This window comes from Ammoniphilus soli, from assembly GCF_040813775.1.
Map to the genome: position 1 here is coordinate 40,571 of NZ_JBEGDL010000016.1, position 18,194 is coordinate 58,764.

19 protein-coding genes, 1 pseudogene and 1 riboswitch are annotated in these 18,194 nt (G+C 47.3%); of the genes and pseudogenes, 16 read left to right on the forward strand and 4 right to left on the reverse strand.

What is annotated here, in order from left to right; translation table 11 throughout:
- The first annotated feature begins 3 nt into the window (after window positions 1-3).
- Both ABLT31_RS24665 and ABLT31_RS24670 read left to right on the forward strand, forming a co-directional pair.
- A complete protein-coding gene (locus ABLT31_RS24665; RefSeq protein ID WP_367756767.1) occupies window positions 4-717 on the forward strand; it encodes a YwiC-like family protein in 714 nt (237 codons plus the stop codon).
- A gap of 34 nt (window positions 718-751) precedes the next feature.
- Window positions 752-2,023 (forward strand): molybdopterin molybdotransferase MoeA, encoded by a 1,272-nt coding sequence (locus ABLT31_RS24670; RefSeq protein ID WP_367756934.1) that lies wholly within the window; start codon window positions 752-754, stop codon window positions 2,021-2,023.
- Between the two features lie 51 nt (window positions 2,024-2,074).
- Here the strand turns inward: ABLT31_RS24670 and ABLT31_RS24675 are convergent, their stop codons facing one another.
- Both ABLT31_RS24675 and ABLT31_RS24680 read right to left on the reverse strand, forming a co-directional pair.
- The gene (locus ABLT31_RS24675) at window positions 2,075-2,782 is read right to left on the reverse strand and encodes a Crp/Fnr family transcriptional regulator (RefSeq protein ID WP_367756769.1); all 708 of its coding nucleotides are present in this window, start codon (window positions 2,780-2,782) and stop codon (window positions 2,075-2,077) included.
- 139 nt (window positions 2,783-2,921) lie between these two features.
- A pseudogene (locus ABLT31_RS24680) lies at window positions 2,922-3,647 on the reverse strand (Mrp/NBP35 family ATP-binding protein); the annotation flags it as partial.
- Between the two features lie 256 nt (window positions 3,648-3,903).
- Between ABLT31_RS24680 and ABLT31_RS24685 the strand changes: the two are divergent.
- The 6 genes from ABLT31_RS24685 to ABLT31_RS24710 all read left to right on the forward strand — a co-directional run bounded on the left by ABLT31_RS24685 (window position 3,904) and on the right by ABLT31_RS24710 (window position 8,873).
- Window positions 3,904-5,061, forward strand: a complete 1,158-nt coding sequence (locus ABLT31_RS24685; protein ID WP_367756773.1) for an MFS transporter — start codon at window positions 3,904-3,906, stop codon at window positions 5,059-5,061.
- 15 nt (window positions 5,062-5,076) lie between these two features.
- A complete protein-coding gene (gene fdhF, locus ABLT31_RS24690) occupies window positions 5,077-7,200 on the forward strand; it encodes a formate dehydrogenase subunit alpha (RefSeq protein ID WP_367756775.1) in 2,124 nt (707 codons plus the stop codon).
- Window positions 7,201-7,224: 24 nt separating this feature from the next.
- Window positions 7,225-7,767 carry a 4Fe-4S dicluster domain-containing protein gene (locus ABLT31_RS24695; RefSeq protein ID WP_367756777.1) on the forward strand — a complete coding sequence of 181 codons (543 nt, stop codon included), beginning with the start codon at window positions 7,225-7,227 and terminating at the stop codon, window positions 7,765-7,767.
- A 22-nt stretch (window positions 7,768-7,789) separates the two neighbouring features.
- Window positions 7,790-8,326 carry a QcrA and Rieske domain-containing protein gene (locus ABLT31_RS24700; RefSeq protein WP_367756779.1) on the forward strand — a complete coding sequence of 179 codons (537 nt, stop codon included), beginning with the start codon at window positions 7,790-7,792 and terminating at the stop codon, window positions 8,324-8,326.
- Complete coding sequence (locus ABLT31_RS24705; protein WP_367756781.1) at window positions 8,316-8,513, forward strand: hypothetical protein; 198 nt, start codon at window positions 8,316-8,318, stop codon at window positions 8,511-8,513. Before ABLT31_RS24700 ends, ABLT31_RS24705 begins: the two co-directional genes overlap by 11 nt.
- A 117-nt stretch (window positions 8,514-8,630) precedes the next feature.
- Complete coding sequence (locus ABLT31_RS24710; protein ID WP_367756783.1) at window positions 8,631-8,873, forward strand: hypothetical protein; 243 nt, start codon at window positions 8,631-8,633, stop codon at window positions 8,871-8,873.
- 273 nt (window positions 8,874-9,146) lie between these two features.
- On the opposite strand, the gene ABLT31_RS24715 is transcribed toward ABLT31_RS24710, so the two are convergent.
- Window positions 9,147-9,572: a hypothetical protein gene (locus ABLT31_RS24715; RefSeq protein ID WP_367756785.1), complete on the reverse strand. Its 426-nt coding sequence runs from the start codon at window positions 9,570-9,572 to the stop codon at window positions 9,147-9,149.
- Window positions 9,573-9,988: 416 nt separating this feature from the next.
- Here ABLT31_RS24715 and ABLT31_RS24720 point away from each other — a divergent pair, with 416 nt between their 5' ends.
- From ABLT31_RS24720 to ABLT31_RS24730, 3 genes are all read left to right on the forward strand, one after another.
- Window positions 9,989-11,326, forward strand: a complete 1,338-nt coding sequence (locus ABLT31_RS24720) for an MFS transporter (RefSeq protein WP_367756787.1) — start codon at window positions 9,989-9,991, stop codon at window positions 11,324-11,326.
- 65 nt (window positions 11,327-11,391) lie between these two features.
- Window positions 11,392-12,417: a nitrate/nitrite transporter gene (locus ABLT31_RS24725; RefSeq protein WP_367756789.1), complete on the forward strand. Its 1,026-nt coding sequence runs from the start codon at window positions 11,392-11,394 to the stop codon at window positions 12,415-12,417.
- Window positions 12,414-13,091: a methyl-accepting chemotaxis protein gene (locus ABLT31_RS24730; protein WP_367756791.1), complete on the forward strand. Its 678-nt coding sequence runs from the start codon at window positions 12,414-12,416 to the stop codon at window positions 13,089-13,091. Before ABLT31_RS24725 ends, ABLT31_RS24730 begins: the two co-directional genes overlap by 4 nt.
- 259 nt (window positions 13,092-13,350) lie before the next feature.
- Here ABLT31_RS24730 and ABLT31_RS24735 read toward each other — a convergent pair whose 3' ends face one another.
- Entirely contained in the window at window positions 13,351-13,923 is a 573-nt protein-coding gene (locus ABLT31_RS24735; RefSeq protein ID WP_367756793.1) for a 5' nucleotidase, NT5C type, read from the reverse strand.
- 408 nt (window positions 13,924-14,331) lie between these two features.
- Window positions 14,332-14,554: riboswitch (cobalamin riboswitch) on the forward strand.
- A gap of 109 nt (window positions 14,555-14,663) precedes the next feature.
- Here ABLT31_RS24735 and cobO point away from each other — a divergent pair.
- From cobO to ABLT31_RS24760, 5 genes are read left to right on the forward strand one after another with little or no spacing between them, the layout of a single operon-like run.
- Window positions 14,664-15,212, forward strand: coding sequence for a cob(I)yrinic acid a,c-diamide adenosyltransferase (gene cobO, locus ABLT31_RS24740; protein WP_367756795.1), 549 nt, complete (start codon window positions 14,664-14,666; stop codon window positions 15,210-15,212).
- Complete coding sequence (gene cobD / locus ABLT31_RS24745) at window positions 15,212-16,318, forward strand: threonine-phosphate decarboxylase CobD (protein WP_367756798.1); 1,107 nt, start codon at window positions 15,212-15,214, stop codon at window positions 16,316-16,318. Before cobO ends, cobD begins: the two co-directional genes overlap by 1 nt.
- Window positions 16,315-16,854, forward strand: a complete 540-nt coding sequence (gene cobU, locus ABLT31_RS24750; RefSeq protein WP_367756800.1) for a bifunctional adenosylcobinamide kinase/adenosylcobinamide-phosphate guanylyltransferase — start codon at window positions 16,315-16,317, stop codon at window positions 16,852-16,854. Before cobD ends, cobU begins: the two co-directional genes overlap by 4 nt.
- Window positions 16,851-17,594 (forward strand): adenosylcobinamide-GDP ribazoletransferase, encoded by a 744-nt coding sequence (cobS, locus tag ABLT31_RS24755; RefSeq protein ID WP_367756802.1) that lies wholly within the window; start codon window positions 16,851-16,853, stop codon window positions 17,592-17,594. The genes cobU and cobS overlap by 4 nt, the downstream gene beginning before the upstream one ends.
- A complete protein-coding gene (locus ABLT31_RS24760) occupies window positions 17,591-18,187 on the forward strand; it encodes a histidine phosphatase family protein (RefSeq protein WP_367756804.1) in 597 nt (198 codons plus the stop codon). The genes cobS and ABLT31_RS24760 overlap by 4 nt, the downstream gene beginning before the upstream one ends.
- The last annotated feature ends 7 nt before the right edge of the window (window positions 18,188-18,194 follow it).

Genomic DNA, 18,194 nt, shown 5'->3' on the forward strand with positions numbered 1-18,194 from the left:
AAAATGAAGTGGCTAGTCCCCAAGCAGCATGGTGCTTGGGCCATGCTCATGCTTCCTTTTGCATTAGGCATAGCAGCCGGTCAGCCCTCGTGGCTGCACCTCCCTTTGTTCATGGGTTGGCTTTTGCTTTATTTTGCCACTTATCCCTTATTGATGGCTGTGAAAGGCAAAAATAAACGCTATTATTTAAAATGGCTAGCGATATATATGAGTATGGCAGCCGTTACGCTGGTCATTCCCTTATTTAGCGTATGGCAGTTCATGTTTTTTGGCTTGGCGATGCTTCCCTTCCTCGCCGTGAATGCCTACTTTGCCAGAATGAATAAGGAACGGGCGCTCCTTAACGATTTTTGTGCCATAGCCGCGTTTAGCATTGGAGGACTTGCCAGCTACTATGCAGGAACTGGTATACTGGATTCAGTCGGGTGGGGAGTATGGGGACTGTCTATGCTGTTTTTTGTAGGCAGTACGTTTTTTGTAAAGACCATGATACGGGAAAAAAACAATTCCAAGTACCGTTGGATATCTTGGGGATATCATCTTGTGCTGGTCGCCGGCTGCTGGGGTATCGGCTTGCCTCTGCTCGCTCTGGCTTATGCGCCAAGTGCCGTTCGGGCGATTGGCTTTTACGGGCGAAAAATGTCAGCCGTAAAGGTGGGAGTATGGGAAATCCTAAATTCCCTTTACTTTATAGTTGTCCTTTTGTTCTTTTTTTAGGCCCGAGGAGGCTTATAAGATAGGAGTGAAGAGATTGGTAGAAAGAAGAGAAGTGGTATCCGTTCGTGAAGCGGTTGAAAAAGTAATGCGGGAGGTGAAGGGAGTAGAGCTGGAAAAGGTTCCGATCGAATGGAGCGATGGGAGGTTTTTGGGAGTAGATTTAATCGCGGAGCAGCCGATCCCTTCCTTTGATCGTTCGGGATTTGACGGCTATGCTGTACGTGCAGCAGACTTGCAAGAAGCAAGCATGGAGCAGCCCGTTGACCTCGAGGTTTTAGAAGAAGTGGGGGCAGGAGCGGTCCCTAGTGTCACCGTGGGAGAGAGTCAAGCCGTTCGGATTATGACCGGGGCTCAAATGCCGCATGGAGCGGATGCCGTGATTATGCTGGAGCTGACGGAAGATGTCCTTTGTGATGGGAAAAAGAGGGTTCGGATCAAGAGGCCTGTACGTTCGGGAGATAATGTCATTTTTACCGGTCAGGATGCCAAAGCGGGAACTGTTCTAGTCTCCAAAGGAACCGTCATTAATCCAGGGGTTAAAGCGCTGTTGGCCACTTTGGGACATCGAGAGGTGACGGTGGCAAAAAAGCCGGTGATCGGATTGTTCGTGACGGGCAATGAGCTGTTGGATATCGATGAGCCGCTTGTCCCCGGGAAAATCCGCAACAGCAATTCCTATATGATTGCGGCTCAGATTACCCGTTCCGGAGGAGAGCCGAAGTATATGGGTAAGCTCCCGGATCATTTGGATACCTGTTACGAGCAGATTCATAACGCTCTGGAAGAGGTGGATATTCTCATTACCACAGGCGGGGTTTCTGTAGGCGATTATGACTATATGCCAGCTATCTACGAAAAATTAACCGCCCAAGTTCTATTTAATAAGATTGCTATGCGTCCAGGCAGCGTGACAACGGTAGCGTCCTGGAAGGGTAAGCTTTTATTTGGCTTATCCGGAAACCCTTCGGCCTGCTATGTCGGTTTTGAACTTTTAGTGCGGCCTGTGGTAAGAAGTCTATTATGTACTCCTAACCCGCATTTAAAGAAAATACAGGCTATGCTGGATACGGATTTTCTTAAGGCGAATCCCTTTACCCGGTTTGTAAGGAGTAAAATAGCTTATCGGGAGGGAAGGGTTGTGGTATCTCCTTCTGGATTGGATAAATCCAATGTAGTCACTTCTCTTGCCCAGTCGGACTCTCTGATGATATTGCCCGGAGGGACGAGAGGATATGAGAAAGGGCGAGACGTTGACGTTTTGCTGTTGGAGGACCAAGAGGGAAGCGAATGGCCTTGGGAGGAGTAAAAAAGCTTCATTGCAGCAAAAAGAGCTGGGGATGACTAGATATCCTCAGCTCTATTCGATATTGCAGGTGACAATGGGGCATTCTTCGCAGTTAATCTCCTGTTTGAGGAAATTGAGGTCATGAATCAGGATACGTCCTTTATGAACCGAGAGAATCTCCTTGCTGCGCAGCTCGCTCAACATTCGGTTCACGGTCTCGCGTGAAATTCCGCAGAAATTGCCTAGCTCATGATTCGTTAAGGGGATATCAATTAAAATCCCTTTTTCGCTTTGCACGCCATAGCTGTTGCTCATCCGGATAAGCGTAGAAAACAGAGCTCCCTTTTTCCCATGGAGGACCAAGTCGTGCAATTTGGTTTGGGTGCGGCGAAAATGGTCACTCATCCATTTCATGAACTCAAAGGCCAGAGCGGGATTTTCAAAGAGCTTTTGCTCCAGATCCTCCTTATTGATGACAGCGACTTCTCCATTCTCCAGCACTTTGGCATTCAGGAGATATTTCGCATGATCCGTAAAAAGGGTCAGTTCCCCGACAATGTCATCCTTTGAACAAATTCTTAACGTAAGCTCTCGTCCATCCGGCGTAATCTTGCTGATTTGAATCCTGCCGGATCGAATGAGATAAAGCTCTTTGGCTTCCCGTCCCTCCTGAAACAGGTATGTTCCTTTTCTTGTTTTCAGCGTGTGTTCTGCTGAATCCAGAAGCTCTTTTAACTCCACGGAAAGTGTATCTTTTTTCGTCTTCGCCGAACATTTCATTTGCTTATCACCTTTGATATGTTTGAAATGCCAAGAACCTACTATGTTTTATTATATGCCTCATCGTTTGCGAGGAGGTGTGACACCTTTATGACATCAATACGATATAAAGAAAAAGACCCTGCAGGATAACTGAGGGTCACTTTTGTTCACTTGACTGATCAATTTTTCGAGCCAGATCCATGTAGCGATCGTATAAGACACTTCCCGGCTCATAAACCGATGGCGTATCACTGCCTTCTCTTGGCGGTTCCATCGGCAAACGGGAAATGACTTCAGTATGAAGCTCTTCTGCTAGCTGATTCCCGCCGCCTTTTCCAAACAAGTAATATTTTTCCTCGCTATGAGGAGGGGAAAAGTAACTCATGTTTTCCACCACGCCAAGGATTTCGTGCTTTGTCTTTAGAGCCATTGTTCCCGCCCGTTCAGCCACATGCGTCGCTGTCGGATGCGGTGTCGTAACAAGAATCTCTTTGCTCTGGGGGATGAAGTGATGAAGGTCCAAGGCCACATCCCCTGTTCCTGGCGGAAGGTCAAGAACGGCATAGTCCAGTTCACCCCAGATGACATCCTTCGTAAAGTTCTCCACGATTTTACCGAGCATCGGGCCTCTCCAGACAATCGGGTCATTTCCCTTAACGAGAAACCCCATAGACATGACTTTGACGCCATGCGACTCCACGGGAATGATCTTTCCGTTCATGGTCTTAGGCTTAGAGGCAATATTAAGAATTTTCGGGACGCTGAATCCGTAGATGTCCAGGTCAATTAAAGCTACGTTTTTCCCCAACCTAGCTAAGGAAAGAGCTAAATTAACGGAGACAGTAGATTTGCCCACGCCTCCCTTGCCGCTCGTAACAGCAATGATTTCTCCATTAAGCATGCTTATGTCACAACTCCTTATTTCTAATTACTCTTATCTTAGAAGGATGACGAAGGTTTGCCTGTGAACTTTATCACACGTCAAAAAGACAATAGATGGTCTTTGTTCAAAAGTTTGTCACTTCAACCTGTGACTTAATTCACAGAGCTTAAATCTTGTTCAGTCTACAATAACCTTACGAAGCATTCGTTGATGAGGCCCAAAACGAAATGAAACTATAGAAAAGGAGAAAGGAAACATGAAGTCCTTTGAACGGTCCTTTTATTCAAAAACAAGTATGTACGCCTTCTTTGTTACTCTGATTTTGTTTGGCACGATGGTGATTGCAACAAAAAATTTTACCCATATTGATATGGCTCTTTTAGGGTATATGATTTCTTCTTTTATCTTCGCCATTGGCATTACGGTCCGGATGAGCTCCTGGTTGATTCGTCCGGCCACTCGACAGATGGTCGCGCGGTCTATACGAAATTTAAAAACTTCCGATCGTGCAGGACGCAACATCCGCTCGATAGCGAAAACGGCCATAGACAATATTATCTTGCAAAAGTTCATCTTTAAGCGTGGAATCTACAGGGGAATCCAGCATTTCCTCATTGCCTGGGGGTGTCTGGGATCACTGGCCATTACCTTTGGCCTTACCTTCGGATGGTTTCATTTTTCGCTGGTTGACCCATTAACCTATCAGATTATTGTGATGGGTGTACCAACGATCAAAATGGCTGCTAACGGATTATTCGCTGAGCTGGTATATAACGGCTTGAATATCACCGCCATTATGGTGATGGTAGGCGTAATTATGGCTATTGTTAGACGAATCAAGGAAAAAGATGTGAAGGTGACGCAGCGCGCCGAGTATGATTTATTTCCCCTTTATTTATTGCTTGCTGTAACGATGACTGGCTTGGTTCTAACCGTATCCTACAAATTCTTAGGCGGTTGGATGCACCAATACCTAACTGTAGTTCATCAAATCACGGTAGTCATCTTCCTTGTTTACTTCCCATTCGGAAAGCTGTTCCATTTGCCGATTCGCCCATTAGCGACAGCGGTACCGATGAACTATCAGGAGGTTGTCAAAGTGGATGCAAGAGCCTGTAAGAAGTGCGGAACGAATTATAGCAATGATGACCAGATTTCTGATGTGAAGGAAATTCTGGCAGCACAAAGCTTTGACTTGAAAATGGCGGATGGTACGTATTTGGCCGATTACTGCCAGCCTTGCCGCAGACGAATCCGCGTAATGAAGCAAATGAACATGGAAGCCCCGCAAGGGAATCCTTATGGTCCGATTCGGACAATGAACGATATTCACATTTCTGGCTTCGGAAAAAAGCGTTCCGATGATTTCTATAACTTGCCGCAGAAAAAAGAGAAAAAAGTATCAGGAAAATAATGGGGGGGAAACAAAATGAATCAATTTGTAACCAAAGACTGGGTGAAGAATCTTCATAAGCCAGGAGAAAAGCTGATTACTACCCATTGCGCCTATTGCGGCATGCAGTGCGGGATGCATATCCGAGTAGAGGAAAAGACAGGGAAGGTCGTTGGGGTGGAGCCGCGCTATGATTGGCCGGTGACGAATGGAAAAATGTGCCCGAAAGGGGTTACAGCGTATCAGACGATCGAGCATAAGGATCGGATCTTGCGTCCTTTGATCAAGAAAAACGGAACATTTGTGGAATCCAGCTGGGAAGAGGCGCTCGACCTGATTGCGGAAAAGTTTCAGGGGCTGCAGCAGCAATACGGAAAAGATGCCTTGTCTGTATTTGGGGGCGTGTCCATGACCAATGAAAAGTGCTACCTCGTAGGGAAGTATGCACGTGCCGTATTGGGTACTCGCTTCATCGACTATAACGGACGATTCTGCATGAGTTCCGCAGCGGGCGGATTTCTAAAGACCCTAGGAATGGACCGTGGTTCTACCTTGCCTTGGCCAGAGCTTGAGCATACGGATTGCTTCTTCATTGCGGGTTCCAACACGGCTGAATGTCATCCTACGAGCATTCAATGGTTGTGGAGAGCAAAAGACAAGGGAGCCAAAATGATCGTAGTGGATCCGCGGGAAACTCCAACGGCACGCATTGCCGACGTTCATTTGGACTTGAAGCCAGGAACGGATTCTGCTTTAGCGAATGGGATCATGCGCATTTTGATCATGGATGGCTACGTAGATGAAGAGTATGTGGCTAACCGCTGCAATAACTATGCAGAGCTGAAAAAAGCGGTTGAGAAGTTTACGCCGGAATACACTTCCAAAATTACAGGCATTGATATGAATAAAATAATTAAGGCAGCACATATATACGGGCAATCTCCGCGCTCTGTCGTGATGTTTGCACGGGGAGCAGAGCAGCAGTCCAAAGGGGTCGATAACGTATCCTTGTACACTTCCATGGCATTGCTTCGCGGGCAAATCGGAAAGTTTGCTTCCGGGGTAGCGACATTTACTGGACAAGGAAACGGCCAAGGCGGACGCGAGCACGGACAAAAATCGGATCTTCTTCCAGGCTATCGCAAAATTACCGATCCAGAAGCGGTTCAGTACATTTCCGAAGTTTGGGGAATGGATCCGAAGGATATGCCGAAGCCAGGGGTATCTGCTTACGAAATGTTTGATCAGATCCATGCCGGCAATATACGTGCCATGCACGTGATCTGCAGCAACCCGGCTGTTTCTGCACCGAATACGGAACATGTATGGAGTGCTTTCCGCAAGCTGGATTTCATGGTCGTGAGCGATTTATTCTTATCCGAAACCGCTGAGTTCGCAGATGTTGTACTGCCGGCAACTTCATGGGCAGAGGATGAGGGGACAACCACGAACCTGGAGGGCCGCGTGGTCCGCATCCGAAAAATTAGAGAGCCACTGGGCGAGTCTTTACCGGATTGGGGAATCATGCAGGCGATTGCTCGACGTTTGGGGAAAGGCCAGTTCTTCCCCTATGAAAATGCAAAACAAATTTTTGAAGAATTCCGTGTGGCCACGAAAGGCGGAAAGGCGGATTACTACGGTATAACGTGGGAACGGATCGATAAGGAAGACGGTGTATTCTGGCCATGTCCATCCGAGGATCATCCTGGAACGCCAACCATGTTTAAAGAAAAGTTCGGTACGCCGGACGGCAAAGCGAACTTGGCGGTTGTGGACTGGCAAGAGCCCGGGGAAATCCCTAGTGCGCAGTATCCTCATATTTTGACCACTGGTCGCGTGGTATTCCACTATTTGTCCGGAAATCAGACGCGTCGCGTCGACTTCCTTATGGAGCAGTGCCCGCTCCCTTATGTAGAGATGCACCCGGAACTAGCAAGCCAATATAATTTGCGCAACGGAGATAAAGTCAAGCTGACCACTCCACGTTCTCATATGACATTAGATGTTCGTTTAACCAAAGCGATTCGCAATGATACCGTATTTGTGCCATATCACTGGGGCAAGGAGCTGGCTGTCAACCAACTGACGAATCCGGCGTTAGATCCAACGTCTAGAATGCCTGAGTTTAAAGTCTGTGCCGTGAAGATCGAAAAAGTATAAAGAAAGCTAGAGGAGGAACCGGCTGTGAATAAAATCATGTACTTGGAGTTTGAACGATGCATCGGCTGCCGCTCATGTCAAGCGGCATGCCGCGAATGCGGAGATCACGAATATAAAGAGCGAAACTATGTAGAATATGTGGACTTCATGGAGAGTCGACAGACCTACCCGATGCTCTGCATGCAGTGTAAAGACCCGGCTTGTGCACGCGTTTGCCCGGCTAATGCAATTCAAATCACGGAAGAGGGTGTCGTTCTCTCTGCCATGGAAGAAAAATGCATTGGCTGCCGGAACTGTACGTTTGGCTGTCCGTTTGGGATTCCGAAATTCGATTTTGAAGCCAATAAAATGTACAAATGCGATATGTGCTATGACCGCTCGAAGCATGATATTGCACCAATGTGTGCTTCCGTTTGTCCGAGCGATGCGATTCGCTTCATCGATTTTGATGAAATGCAGGCCCTGCGCCGCCGCCGTACCCAGATGAACCTGGTGGAAGGGAAGAAGCCTCAGGAAGGCAACAAGTGGGATTATGTGCCGGAATTCTTTGGAGTCTATTCGGATTAGAACGGAAAAGGAGGGGTGAGCGATGCCAGATGAAAAAAAGCTTCGCCGCAACCAAAAGGATACTAATGATGATATGATCAACCTCGTAGATAATATAGAACGTGAAAATGAGTTGAAATACAATCGCCGCTCGTTTCTAAAAACAGCGGTGGGGGCCTCTGTGGCTCTTGGATTGGCTACTGTTCCTTTCTCCATCAAAGCGATGATGGGGAAAGGGGAGGCGGATCCTCTAAGAGTAAAAATCGGAGAACTCTCCCAGCTTCCAAAGGGAGAAGCCTTAAACTTTAATTATCCAACCGAGCATGAGCCGGCGATTCTGGTTCACACCCATGAGGGAGAGTTAAAAGCCTACAATAACAAATGCACGCATCTTCAATGTCCCGTGTTTTATGAGGCAAAGGAAAATATCCTGCTTTGTCCTTGCCACCAAGGCTATTTCAGCGTGGATAACGGACACCCTGTTGCAGGTCCGCCTCAGCGGGAGCTTCCGATGATTGATGTCGAGGTGGTAGACGGTGTGATCTATGCGACAGGAAGGAAGATTCGCCATGATGCCTAAAAAAATGTGGTGGGCTATTATCTTTGTATCGTTAGCGGTGAATGTGGCGATGCTTCATTGGACCATAGAAGCGTATTATGGACTGGAATTTGAGAGGGTATTTACCTTTACGATTATGGCTCTGATTTCCGTAGTTATTGCCTTCCTAGCCTATTTGGGGTGGAGGAAGCAAGAGTATTCAAAGTGAAAACAAGGCTTTCCCACGCGCAGCGAATCGCAAATGGGAAAGCCTTATTTTCTTGAATAATGCACTCTCTCTAAGCGAAAAATGTAGAAGAGTATCGCTTGGAGGGAGGGAACAAACGTGAATCACGAATTGGACTATGATCGCGATAAGATATCGCGGGATCAAATCCCGGGAGACCATTTGTCAGAAATACTGGAGAGTTCCTTGGAGTTGGAAACCGAACTCATGCGCACTTACCTCATTACGGCTGAGAGAATCCATCAAGATCCTATGCTTAAGGAAAGGCTGCAGAACTTTGCGGAAGGAAACGCGAAACGCACTCGGCAGCTGATGGATGAGTTGAAGCAGATACGGCAATAAAATATTTAATTTGAAAAGAATAAAGCCGATCGTCTCCACATACCAAGCGGAAACCATCGGCTTTCTTTGATTCTCACATTTTCAATTAGCCTTCCGGAAAGTCGCTTTAATTGTGATCCTCACCGACCTCTTCCACCTCTGAGCTATATCCCTTCAATTTCATCACGCCAAGCAGCGGAGTGGGCTTGAATAGAGCTTATTCTACACTTTTGCCTGCTGGCATCAACGAGGAAAGCACTAAGATCATCCCTTCGAGATGTCGGCCGCTTAAGGCTACCACTCCCCCGTTGGTTCAATCTTCAGATTCTTTCCGGAAAAGCTCTGTTCGCCAAACGTGGTAACCAGTGTGCATTTTTTGACGGAAAAGAAGGAGTCTTCCTCTGTTTCGAGCTCCATCAGTAATCCTTCCCCGATGACTCTCCCTGACTCCTCTATGACCCTTACCTTTTGGCCTTTCATGGATTTATGCTTTGCCTCTAATAGAAACGAAATCCAGGCTTCGAAGCGGGTAAGAATATGGGCGCCTTCTCCTGAGGGGAGATAGCCGAGCAAGCTATTAGAATCATCTACAGATGCGTTTGCAGCCTTTACAATGTTCTTTAGAGCTTGATGGATGACGATATATTCTTCCATGCCAAGATTACCGGGAAAGGCGAAGGTAAGGGCGCCAGGGGCCGCCTGCAGCTCGGTGCGAGCCAATTACTTTCGATCTTTGGTTTCCAGCACATAGTTACCGCCAAACGGTTTAAAGCCATGATCTACTAGCGTTTCTGCAATAGGATAGGATGGATTGAATTGAATGATAGCCGATAGCATGTTTCTTCCCCATTTCTTTTTTTATGATCGTTCCATCCTATCGGATCCAGCGGCAAAATGCGATGAAAAAAATCACACTTGACATATGTACAAGATAGTTTGTGACTAAAAATCGAATCCCATTCGAAATGTGAGGTTCGTCACACCTGCAATGCATTGAGTTTTTTATGATATACATATCAGCCGAGGTGATACCGAACAGCAAGGTAGTTCAAGGTAGTAACGGCCAACCCGATGATCATCAATAATATTTAGTTTTAAAAAACAAATAATCTAATCTATTGAAGGAGGAATGAAAAATGAACACGGGAACTGTCGGAAATAAACCGACGATCAAGTCAGGCGGGCGGATCGGAGCCAACTGGAATCCGGAAAACGAGCAATTTTGGGAAGCGGAAGGGAAAAGGCACGCAAGGAGAAATCTATGGATTTCAGTTCCTGCATTATTGCTTGCTTTCGCCGTTTGGCAAATCTGGTCCGTAGTGGCTGTTCGCTTAAATGACGTGGGCTTTAGCTATACTTCAGGTCAGCTCTTTACATTGGCGGCTTTACCGGGACTAACCGGTGCGACTTTAAGGATTTTCTACACGTTCTTGCCAGGCATATTTGGGGGAAAGAACTGGACGGTCATTTCTACAGCATCTCTCTTATTGCCGGCGATAGGTATCGGATTTGCGGTGCAAAATCCGGAAACCAGCTTTACGACCATGGCTATTTTAGCGGCCCTTTGCGGGTTGGGAGGCGGAAACTTCTCTTCCTCTATGGCGAATATCAGCTTCTTCTTTCCAAAGAAATCGAAGGGCGCAGCATTAGGGATTAACGCGGGTATCGGAAACCTGGGGGTTAGTACAGTGCAATTCCTTACCCCGATCGTCATTACTACAGGAATCTTTGGCGCAGTAGGCGGAGTTAATCAGCAATTGGCTAACGGTTCTGAAGTATGGATTCAAAATGCAGCATTCATTTGGGTTATTCCGATTATCATCGTTTCCATTGCAGCGATGTTCGGTATGGATAATCTGCAATCTGCAAAGCAATCTTTCAAAGACCAAGCGGTCATTTTCAAGAGAAAGCATACCTGGATCATGACTTGGTTATATACAATGTGCTTTGGTTCTTTTATCGGCTACTCGGCAGCCTTCCCATTGTTGATTAAATCTGAATTCGCCGAATTGAATGTGATTCATCTCGCTTTTCTAGGACCTTTGGTAGGTGCAGTGATTCGTCCTGTAGGAGGATGGTTGTCCGATAAGTTAGGCGGAGCTTTCGTTACCTTCTGGGATATCATCATTATGATCGGTGCTACTTTCGGGGTTATCCACTTCTTAAACAGCAATAATTTTACAGGATTCCTAATTATGTTCTTGATTCTCTTTACAACGACTGGAATTGCGAACGGATCAACCTTCCGCATGATTCCTTTCATTTTCCCGGCCAAGGAGGCAGCCCCTGTTTTAGGATTTACCGCAGCGATCGCTGCTTATGGAGCCTTCTTCATTCCGAAGATCTTCGGATGGTCTATTGAGACGACAGGCGCAGCGAATTTAGCGTTGTATCTCTTCATTGGATACTATGCCATCAGCTTGCTGATCACGTGGTACTATTATTCCAGAAAAAATGCAGAAGTGAAATGCTAGAAATTTTTGAGGTGTGCCTTTTGGCACACCCTTCATAAGAAACTAGAATTTTGGGGGTGTAGAAAATGAGAATGAAAGACTTTGCCAAATCAGGGCATACTCCCACATTAATAGCATCCTTTCTTTATTTTGATGTAAGCTTTATGATTTGGGTCATTCTAGGAACTACAGGTACTTTTATTGTAGAAGACCTTGGGCTGAGTCCTGCGCAAAAGGGTTTGATGGTTGGAATTCCGGTTCTCGGCGGTGCTTTGTTGCGCATTCCCATGGGATTATTGGCGGACCGGTTTGGCGGGAAGAAAATGGGGATGATTGGGATGGTCCTGACGATGATTCCTCTGACCTGGGGATGGTTGTTTGCAGACAGCTTAAGTCAAATTTTTGCCCTCGGATTTTTGCTTGGGATCGCAGGGGCAAGTTTTGCAGTCGCTTTACCCTTAGCGAGCCGCTGGTATCCAAAGGAACATCAAGGATTGGCGATGGGGATTGCCGGAGCGGGCAATAGCGGAACGGTGCTTGCTATGTTGTTTGGACCGCGCATTGCCCAGGTTTATGATTGGCAAACCGTTTTTGGATTAGCTCTAATCCCTCTTGTCTTGGCATTTATCGTGTTCGCCATCTTTGCCAAAGACTGTCCGACGGCGGCAAAGCCAATGAAGTTTTCTGAGTACTTGCGCGTGATGAAGCAAAAAGAACCATGGTTATTCGCTTTTTTCTACAGTCTTTCCTTCGGGGGATTTGTTGGTCTTACAAGTTATCTGACTCTTTTTTTCTTTGACCAATATGGAATCAGTAAAGTTAGAGCGGGGGATTTCGTGACCTTGGTTGTGTTTGCCGGAAGCTTTGTTCGTCCAATCGGAGGTTTCTTGGCGGATAAATTCGGTGGGATGAAATTGATTGTCATTTTGTTTGCTGGAGCAGCCATGACGATGTTTATTGTAGGGACGCTGCCTCCTGTTTACATCGCTTTGTCCTTGCTTTTTGTGACTTTAATCTTTATGGGAGCAGCCAATGGGGCTCTGTTCCAAGTCATTCCTGTCAGGTTCCCTAAAGAAGTAGGTTTATTGACCGGTTTTGTCGGGGGAATTTGAAGGAAGTCATTTTAGAGGTGAAACGAAGCTCGGAGCAAGTAGCCAACTCAGCGGAAGAGCTGACGGCAGGGGCGGAGCAAACCTCTCAAGCGACGCAGCAAATCGCCTCCACGATCCAAGAAGTTGCTGCAGGAGCGGAGAAGCAGGTAGCAAGCATGGAGGAAAGCGCCCAAATGCTATCGGATATGTCCCAAGGCATCCTTCAAATCGCCAATTCGACTCAGAAGGTATCCGCTTCGTCTGCTCATACTTTAGAGCAAGCGAAGGTAGGGGCAGAAGCCATCTCTTCTGCTTCCGAGCAAATGGGTTCTATCCATGAAACAATGAATGGCTTGGCACATGTTGTTAAGGGACTCGGTGAAAGATCCCAGGAAATCGGCAAAATCCTCGAGGTCATTACAGGTATTGCTGCCCAAACGAACCTATTGGCGCTTAATGCAGCGATTGAAGAGGTTTCGGCTAACATCGAGCAAATGTCCGCAAGCAGCGAACAAGTGGTAGAATCAATGGACACCATTACTGGCATTGCTCAGAACTCCTCGGCAGGAACCCAGCAGATTTCCTCGGCTGTTCAAGAGCAGCTGGCAACGATGGAAGAAATCACATCAGCAGCCTTCTCCCTATCTAGGATGGCAGAGGACCTTCAAAAGATGGCAGGGAAATTTAAGATCTAAAAGAGATACATAGAGGCCTGATCATGGAATATGGCTTCCACGGTCAGGCCTTTACGTTCTACGGAATAAGGATGAATAAGCTTCTCCGATTAATCCTCCTTATTCCGCATAAATTCCCTAGCTTTACATCAACCCTCCGGGTTAAATTTGATAAAATCATTTTATCAAATTTGAGGGTTTACCCCTTGATGTAAAGCTAGGGAAAAGGCTTCCTCTAAAGGTGGTCTGGCTACTCTGAATTGCTTCAATAAAGCTTTTTTTATGATACAGAAGAGGTCATGTACGCCTTGGCAATCAGGAAATCGACGAGCTGATCCCAGTGGGTGACCCTCTGAAATTGAGAAATGTGGCGATTCCATGGATGATCGAAGATAATCTTGGTTTTAACGGGGGATTTGAGAATATTATGGGGGCCGTCATCTACAATAATATCCCCTACTATCAAATCCTTGCGATGAGTGAGAACTAGGTTGGGCTTTGATAAAAAGGATAGGTTTTCACGAATCCAGTGATATTTATCCTGGAAGGCATAATGCTCGCTTGCTGTAACAAACACAATATCGTAGTAGAGGGACAGCTCCTTAATACCTTCAATCGCGCCTTCTTTTGCCGGCAGATTCCGAAAGAAACCCGGTTCCTTATTGATTTCCTCAAAGATCATATGCATGATCTCCGGTGGAAGTATGCTTGAAAGATCCCACTTTGTCCATTCTTCCCGGTCATAAAGAGTCCCAGTCTTCTCATAGATCCGTTTTATCCAGGTGGAGGATTGGTCGACAGTTACGTCATCCATGTCTAAAAGAAGAACTTTATTCCGATTGGCAATGGTCATTCATTTTCTCCTTTCATCTGCGGCTCACAAGATGCTGCTAAATAATGCGTCGAAATTTGACCCTACGAATAAGAGGTGATTTTGTCGTGTTATCATATATAGATTTTAAGCAGGGGGTTTAGAACTCATTTAACAGATTAAAATTTTGTTAAAGTTGCCCCGACAGTGAATTACTTTTTTAGAGTGTTTTATATCATAATCAGGTCACTCCCATATGGTGCGAAGCCACATTATTTTCTTCGCCTAAATATGGAAAAAGGACGAAAACTCTTAATGAGTGAAGTGAATTGAATGGGAAGGTTTGGAGAATCGGTTTGATGGGCCAAGAGCAAGCCGCCGTTTTTCAGCCGCAAGCTTAGAAACCCTATTGCTGAAATCGCAAAAATTCACTATAATTACAGCTAAACTAGAATATGATGGTAAACAGGTCTTCATCTTGAAGGATGAAGTTAATAGGGAAGGATGGTGATTGGCAGCCTCATCTGGGATGAGATGCCAAGATTCCAACGCGGTCCCGCCACTGTAAATGGGGAGCTTTTCTCGGGTTATCCACTGTCTTTATGGAGATGGGAAGGAAGAGGAAAGCGATTGATCCATGAGCCAGGAGACCTGCCTGTTTGCGGATTGTGCTTTCCTTCGGGTTAAAGGAAAAGGCCAGGACGATAGATTTTTAGCAGCCTTGGTTCCCTATGGAGTCAAGGCTTTAATTTTTGTTTTGTTTTTTCGAGAGGGGGAGAGACATGGATAAGCCGGATAAGCAGCGCGGACTCGTTTTGGTTTATACCGGGGACGGCAAGGGCAAAACAACGGCAGCGTTAGGAGTGGCCTTGCGAGCAGCAGGACGAGGGAAAAAGGTTTTAATCATCCAATTTATCAAGTCTCCTGAGCGGACCTATGGGGAGAAAATCGTGCTGGACAAGCTGGGAATAGAAATTTATCAAAAAGGAATAGGTTTTACCTGGACCAAGACACCGGAGGAACATCGCAACGCCCTGAGGGAGGCCTGGGAGTTTACCAGGATGAAGGTTAAGCGGGGTACCTATGATGTGGTCATTTTGGATGAGCTGAACAATGCTTTGGCCATTTCTGCATTCCCCGTCGCTGATGTTCTTCCTTTGCATGAAGTAATAGAGTGGATTAAAGAACGCCCCTACGGGATGCATATGGTCATTACGGGGCGCAGCGCGAAACCGGAGATGATTGATGCTGCTGACTTGGTTACCGAGATGAAGCCGGTCAAGCATTACTATAACGAAGGGATTCCTGCGGTTTTGGGGATTGAGTTCTGATGGGCTGGATCGAGCGTTTTGGGCATGGCGGCGATGTAATGACGGCTGCGGCAGCCTTTCAAAAGGATCCTTCCCAGCTTCTTGATTTTAGCGCGAACATTAATCCGCTGGGTCCACCTCAGAGGGTGGTCAAGCAGATTCAGGAACATCTATTATCTATCGTTCATTACCCTGACCCGGCTCATCGATTGTTTCGGAAGAAGCTTGCTGAGAGGCTAGGCGTAAATGAACAGGAAATTATAATTGGAAATGGAGCGGCGGAGTGCATGGCGTTGGCCCTTTTGGCTCTTCAGCCTAAGAAGGTAGGGGTCGTCTATCCCTGTTTTTCCGAATATGCCCAGTTGGCTAAGCAATTCGGGTCTGAAGTGGTCGGCATATACGGAAGAGAAGAGCTTCAATTTCGGCCGGATCAGGATGAGATGCGAGCTTTATTCCAAGGGACGGAACTTGTATTTATTGGACACCCCAACAACCCGACGGGGATTCTTTATTCCATGGAGGACTTGACTCGTTTGGCCGAGTGGACGGAAGAATTTGGAACGGGTTTGGTGATTGATGAAGCGTTTATCGATTTTTTGCCCGAAGAGAGACAGATCACTATGCTTTCTCGCCTTGGCCAATTCCCTCGGCTGATTATAGTCCGATCGATGACAAAGTTTTATGCGATACCCGGCCTTCGTCTTGGATTTGCCCTCGGCCATCCTAAGGTCATAAAAGGCATGACGGGAAAACAGGTCACATGGAGCGTTAATAGTCTGGCGCTTCAGGCGGGAGAGCTTTGTCTTCAGGAGCAGGAATATGAGAGGGCTACAATCCGTCTGATCAAAGAAGAGAGGAATTATCTGATCCGGGAGTTAGCAGGCTTTTCAGGTTGGAAGGTATGGCCGGGAGAGGCCAACTTTTTGCTTGTCCGCCTCCCTGCCCATTGGAAGGCGGATGATCTGCAATGGGCGCTTGGCTGCAAAGGAATCATGATTCGCAGCTGCTCCATGTATCCTGGCTTGACTCCGCAGGATATCCGTCTCGCGGTGAGATCGAGGGAAGAAAATGACCGTCTTCTTTCCGCTCTCCAAGAAGCAGATCAGGAAAGGCGGGAATGCCAATGAGCCTCATCCTCGTTACGGGAGGCGTTCGTTCAGGGAAAAGCCAATTTGCCGAAAAGCTAGCCCGCGATCAAGGAGACCGAATTTTGTATGTAGCCACGGGGATCCCATGTGATCAAGAGATGAAGCAAAGAGTTGAATTGCACCAAGAACGCCGGCCAGCAGGATGGGGGTTAGTCGAATCCCCTTATCACCTGGATGCAGTGCTGCCGAAGGCCCATGAATACGATGCGGTATTACTTGATTGTCTCTCTTCCTGGATAAGCAACCGACTAATAGAAGTGCCGGAAGAACGGATAAGGGATCTGCAAACTGCCCGACAAATACGTGAAGATTTGCTTCATTGGCTAGCCTCAGTCCGTCGTCTGCCGATCCCTGTCATTGTCGTTACCGGTGAAGTCGGACTTGGGGGAGTCGCGATGTCCCGTTTGGGCAGGTGGTTCCAGGATGTCTTAGGAGAATCCAATCAGCTGGTTGCAGGAGAGGCGGATGAGGTCTATGCCGTCATCTCGGGGATTCCCTGGAGGATAAAAGGATGAACCCGTTTTTTCATGCCGTGGCTTTCCTGACTCGCCTTCCGGTTCCTCGGCTCAGCGATTCCAAGGAGGACTGGGTAAGGAGCGTTCCTTACTACCCTTTGGTTGGTCTGCTTATAGGCGCCTTGCTCTGGTTGGCCGCAATCAGCTTTAGCTTTCTCCTCACGCCACCCGTTGCAGCTGTGCTGACTTTGGCCGTATGGATTTTTGTGACTGGCGGGCTGCATCTGGATGGTTGGATGGACTTGGCAGATGGGCTGGGCAGCCATCGCCCGCGAGAGGACATGCTGCGAATCATGAAGGATAGCCGAGTAGGGGCGATGGGTGTCATCGCAGCAATTTTGCTGATTCTTCTGAAGGCCGTTCTTCTCTATGAGATCATTCAAAAGGGACTATCGTTTCATCTCGTGCTAGTTCCGGTGTTAGCCCGCTTGATGCTCGTTTTTGCAATATGGCATTGGCCCTATGTCTCGGTTCAAGGGATTGGTACAGGGATGCGGGAAGGATTAACCCGATGGAAGATCGGGATAGGCTTTATTTTTGTGGCAAGCTTGGCACTTCTACTGGAAGGCGTTCCCGGTCTGCTTTCGCTGGTTGTCGTTTTGCTTATGGGGTGGATGTTTACTGTCGGGGTTTGCAAGAAATTAGGAGGTCTGACGGGTGACGCTTACGGCGCACTGGTCGAGTGGACGGAAGCGGTTGGTCTTTTGCTGTTATTCCTGTTTTGGAGGTGGCTCGGGTGAAATGGATTTGGATCCGCCATGGAGAAACAGAACCCAATGCCCAAAGAAAATACTTGGGTCATCTGGATGCCCCGCTTAACGACAGGGGAAAACGGCAAGCCCAAAAAACGGCTAGCCGCTTGAGCAATCTAGCGATTCACCGGATCTACTCCAGCGACTTGGCCAGGTGTATGGAGACGGCAAGATTATTGGGACAAATGCTCAATCTCGTACCGAATGCCATACCATCTCTTCGCGAGCTTGATTTTGGGGAGTGGGATGGGCGAACCTATGAGCAGATTGTGCAGACTAACCGTTCCCAGGTTGAAGCATGGTACAGCAATCCTTTCGATTGCTCCCCTCCTGGGGGGGAAACTCTGCATGCCTTCGGTCAAAGAGTAGACAGGTGGCTAAATCGGCTGTTTCAGGACACGTCCGAAGGAGAGACGATTGCGCTGGTTAGCCATGGCGGGGTTATCCGCTATTTCGAAAGCAAATGGGTGCGGGGCTCTGCGGATAAATTCTGGGATACGCAAGGGCTGCCCCATGGGAATTACCTGGAGGCGACGTGGAACGGCAGCCACTGGTCTGTTCATCGTCCGAATAACGAATGAATGGAGG

Bases quoted from the DNA above. Each gene is read 5' to 3' on its own strand.
- ABLT31_RS24665 (WP_367756767.1), top strand. From the start codon at position 4: ATGAAGTGGCTAGTCCCCAAGCAGCATGGTGCTTGGGCCATGCTCATG.
- ABLT31_RS24720 (WP_367756787.1), top strand. From the start codon at position 9,989: ATGAACACGGGAACTGTCGGAAATAAACCGACGATCAAGTCAGGCGGG.
- ABLT31_RS24675 (WP_367756769.1), bottom strand. From the start codon at position 2,782: ATGAAATGTTCGGCGAAGACGAAAAAAGATACACTTTCCGTGGAGTTA.
- cobS (WP_367756802.1), top strand. From the start codon at position 16,851: ATGAACCCGTTTTTTCATGCCGTGGCTTTCCTGACTCGCCTTCCGGTT.
- ABLT31_RS24735 (WP_367756793.1), bottom strand. From the start codon at position 13,923: ATGACCATTGCCAATCGGAATAAAGTTCTTCTTTTAGACATGGATGAC.
- cobU (WP_367756800.1), top strand. From the start codon at position 16,315: ATGAGCCTCATCCTCGTTACGGGAGGCGTTCGTTCAGGGAAAAGCCAA.
- ABLT31_RS24700 (WP_367756779.1), top strand. From the start codon at position 7,790: ATGCCAGATGAAAAAAAGCTTCGCCGCAACCAAAAGGATACTAATGAT.
- ABLT31_RS24705 (WP_367756781.1), top strand. From the start codon at position 8,316: ATGATGCCTAAAAAAATGTGGTGGGCTATTATCTTTGTATCGTTAGCG.
- ABLT31_RS24685 (WP_367756773.1), top strand. From the start codon at position 3,904: ATGAAGTCCTTTGAACGGTCCTTTTATTCAAAAACAAGTATGTACGCC.
- ABLT31_RS24725 (WP_367756789.1), top strand. From the start codon at position 11,392: ATGAGAATGAAAGACTTTGCCAAATCAGGGCATACTCCCACATTAATA.
- cobO (WP_367756795.1), top strand. From the start codon at position 14,664: ATGGATAAGCCGGATAAGCAGCGCGGACTCGTTTTGGTTTATACCGGG.
- cobD (WP_367756798.1), top strand. From the start codon at position 15,212: ATGGGCTGGATCGAGCGTTTTGGGCATGGCGGCGATGTAATGACGGCT.
- fdhF (WP_367756775.1), top strand. From the start codon at position 5,077: ATGAATCAATTTGTAACCAAAGACTGGGTGAAGAATCTTCATAAGCCA.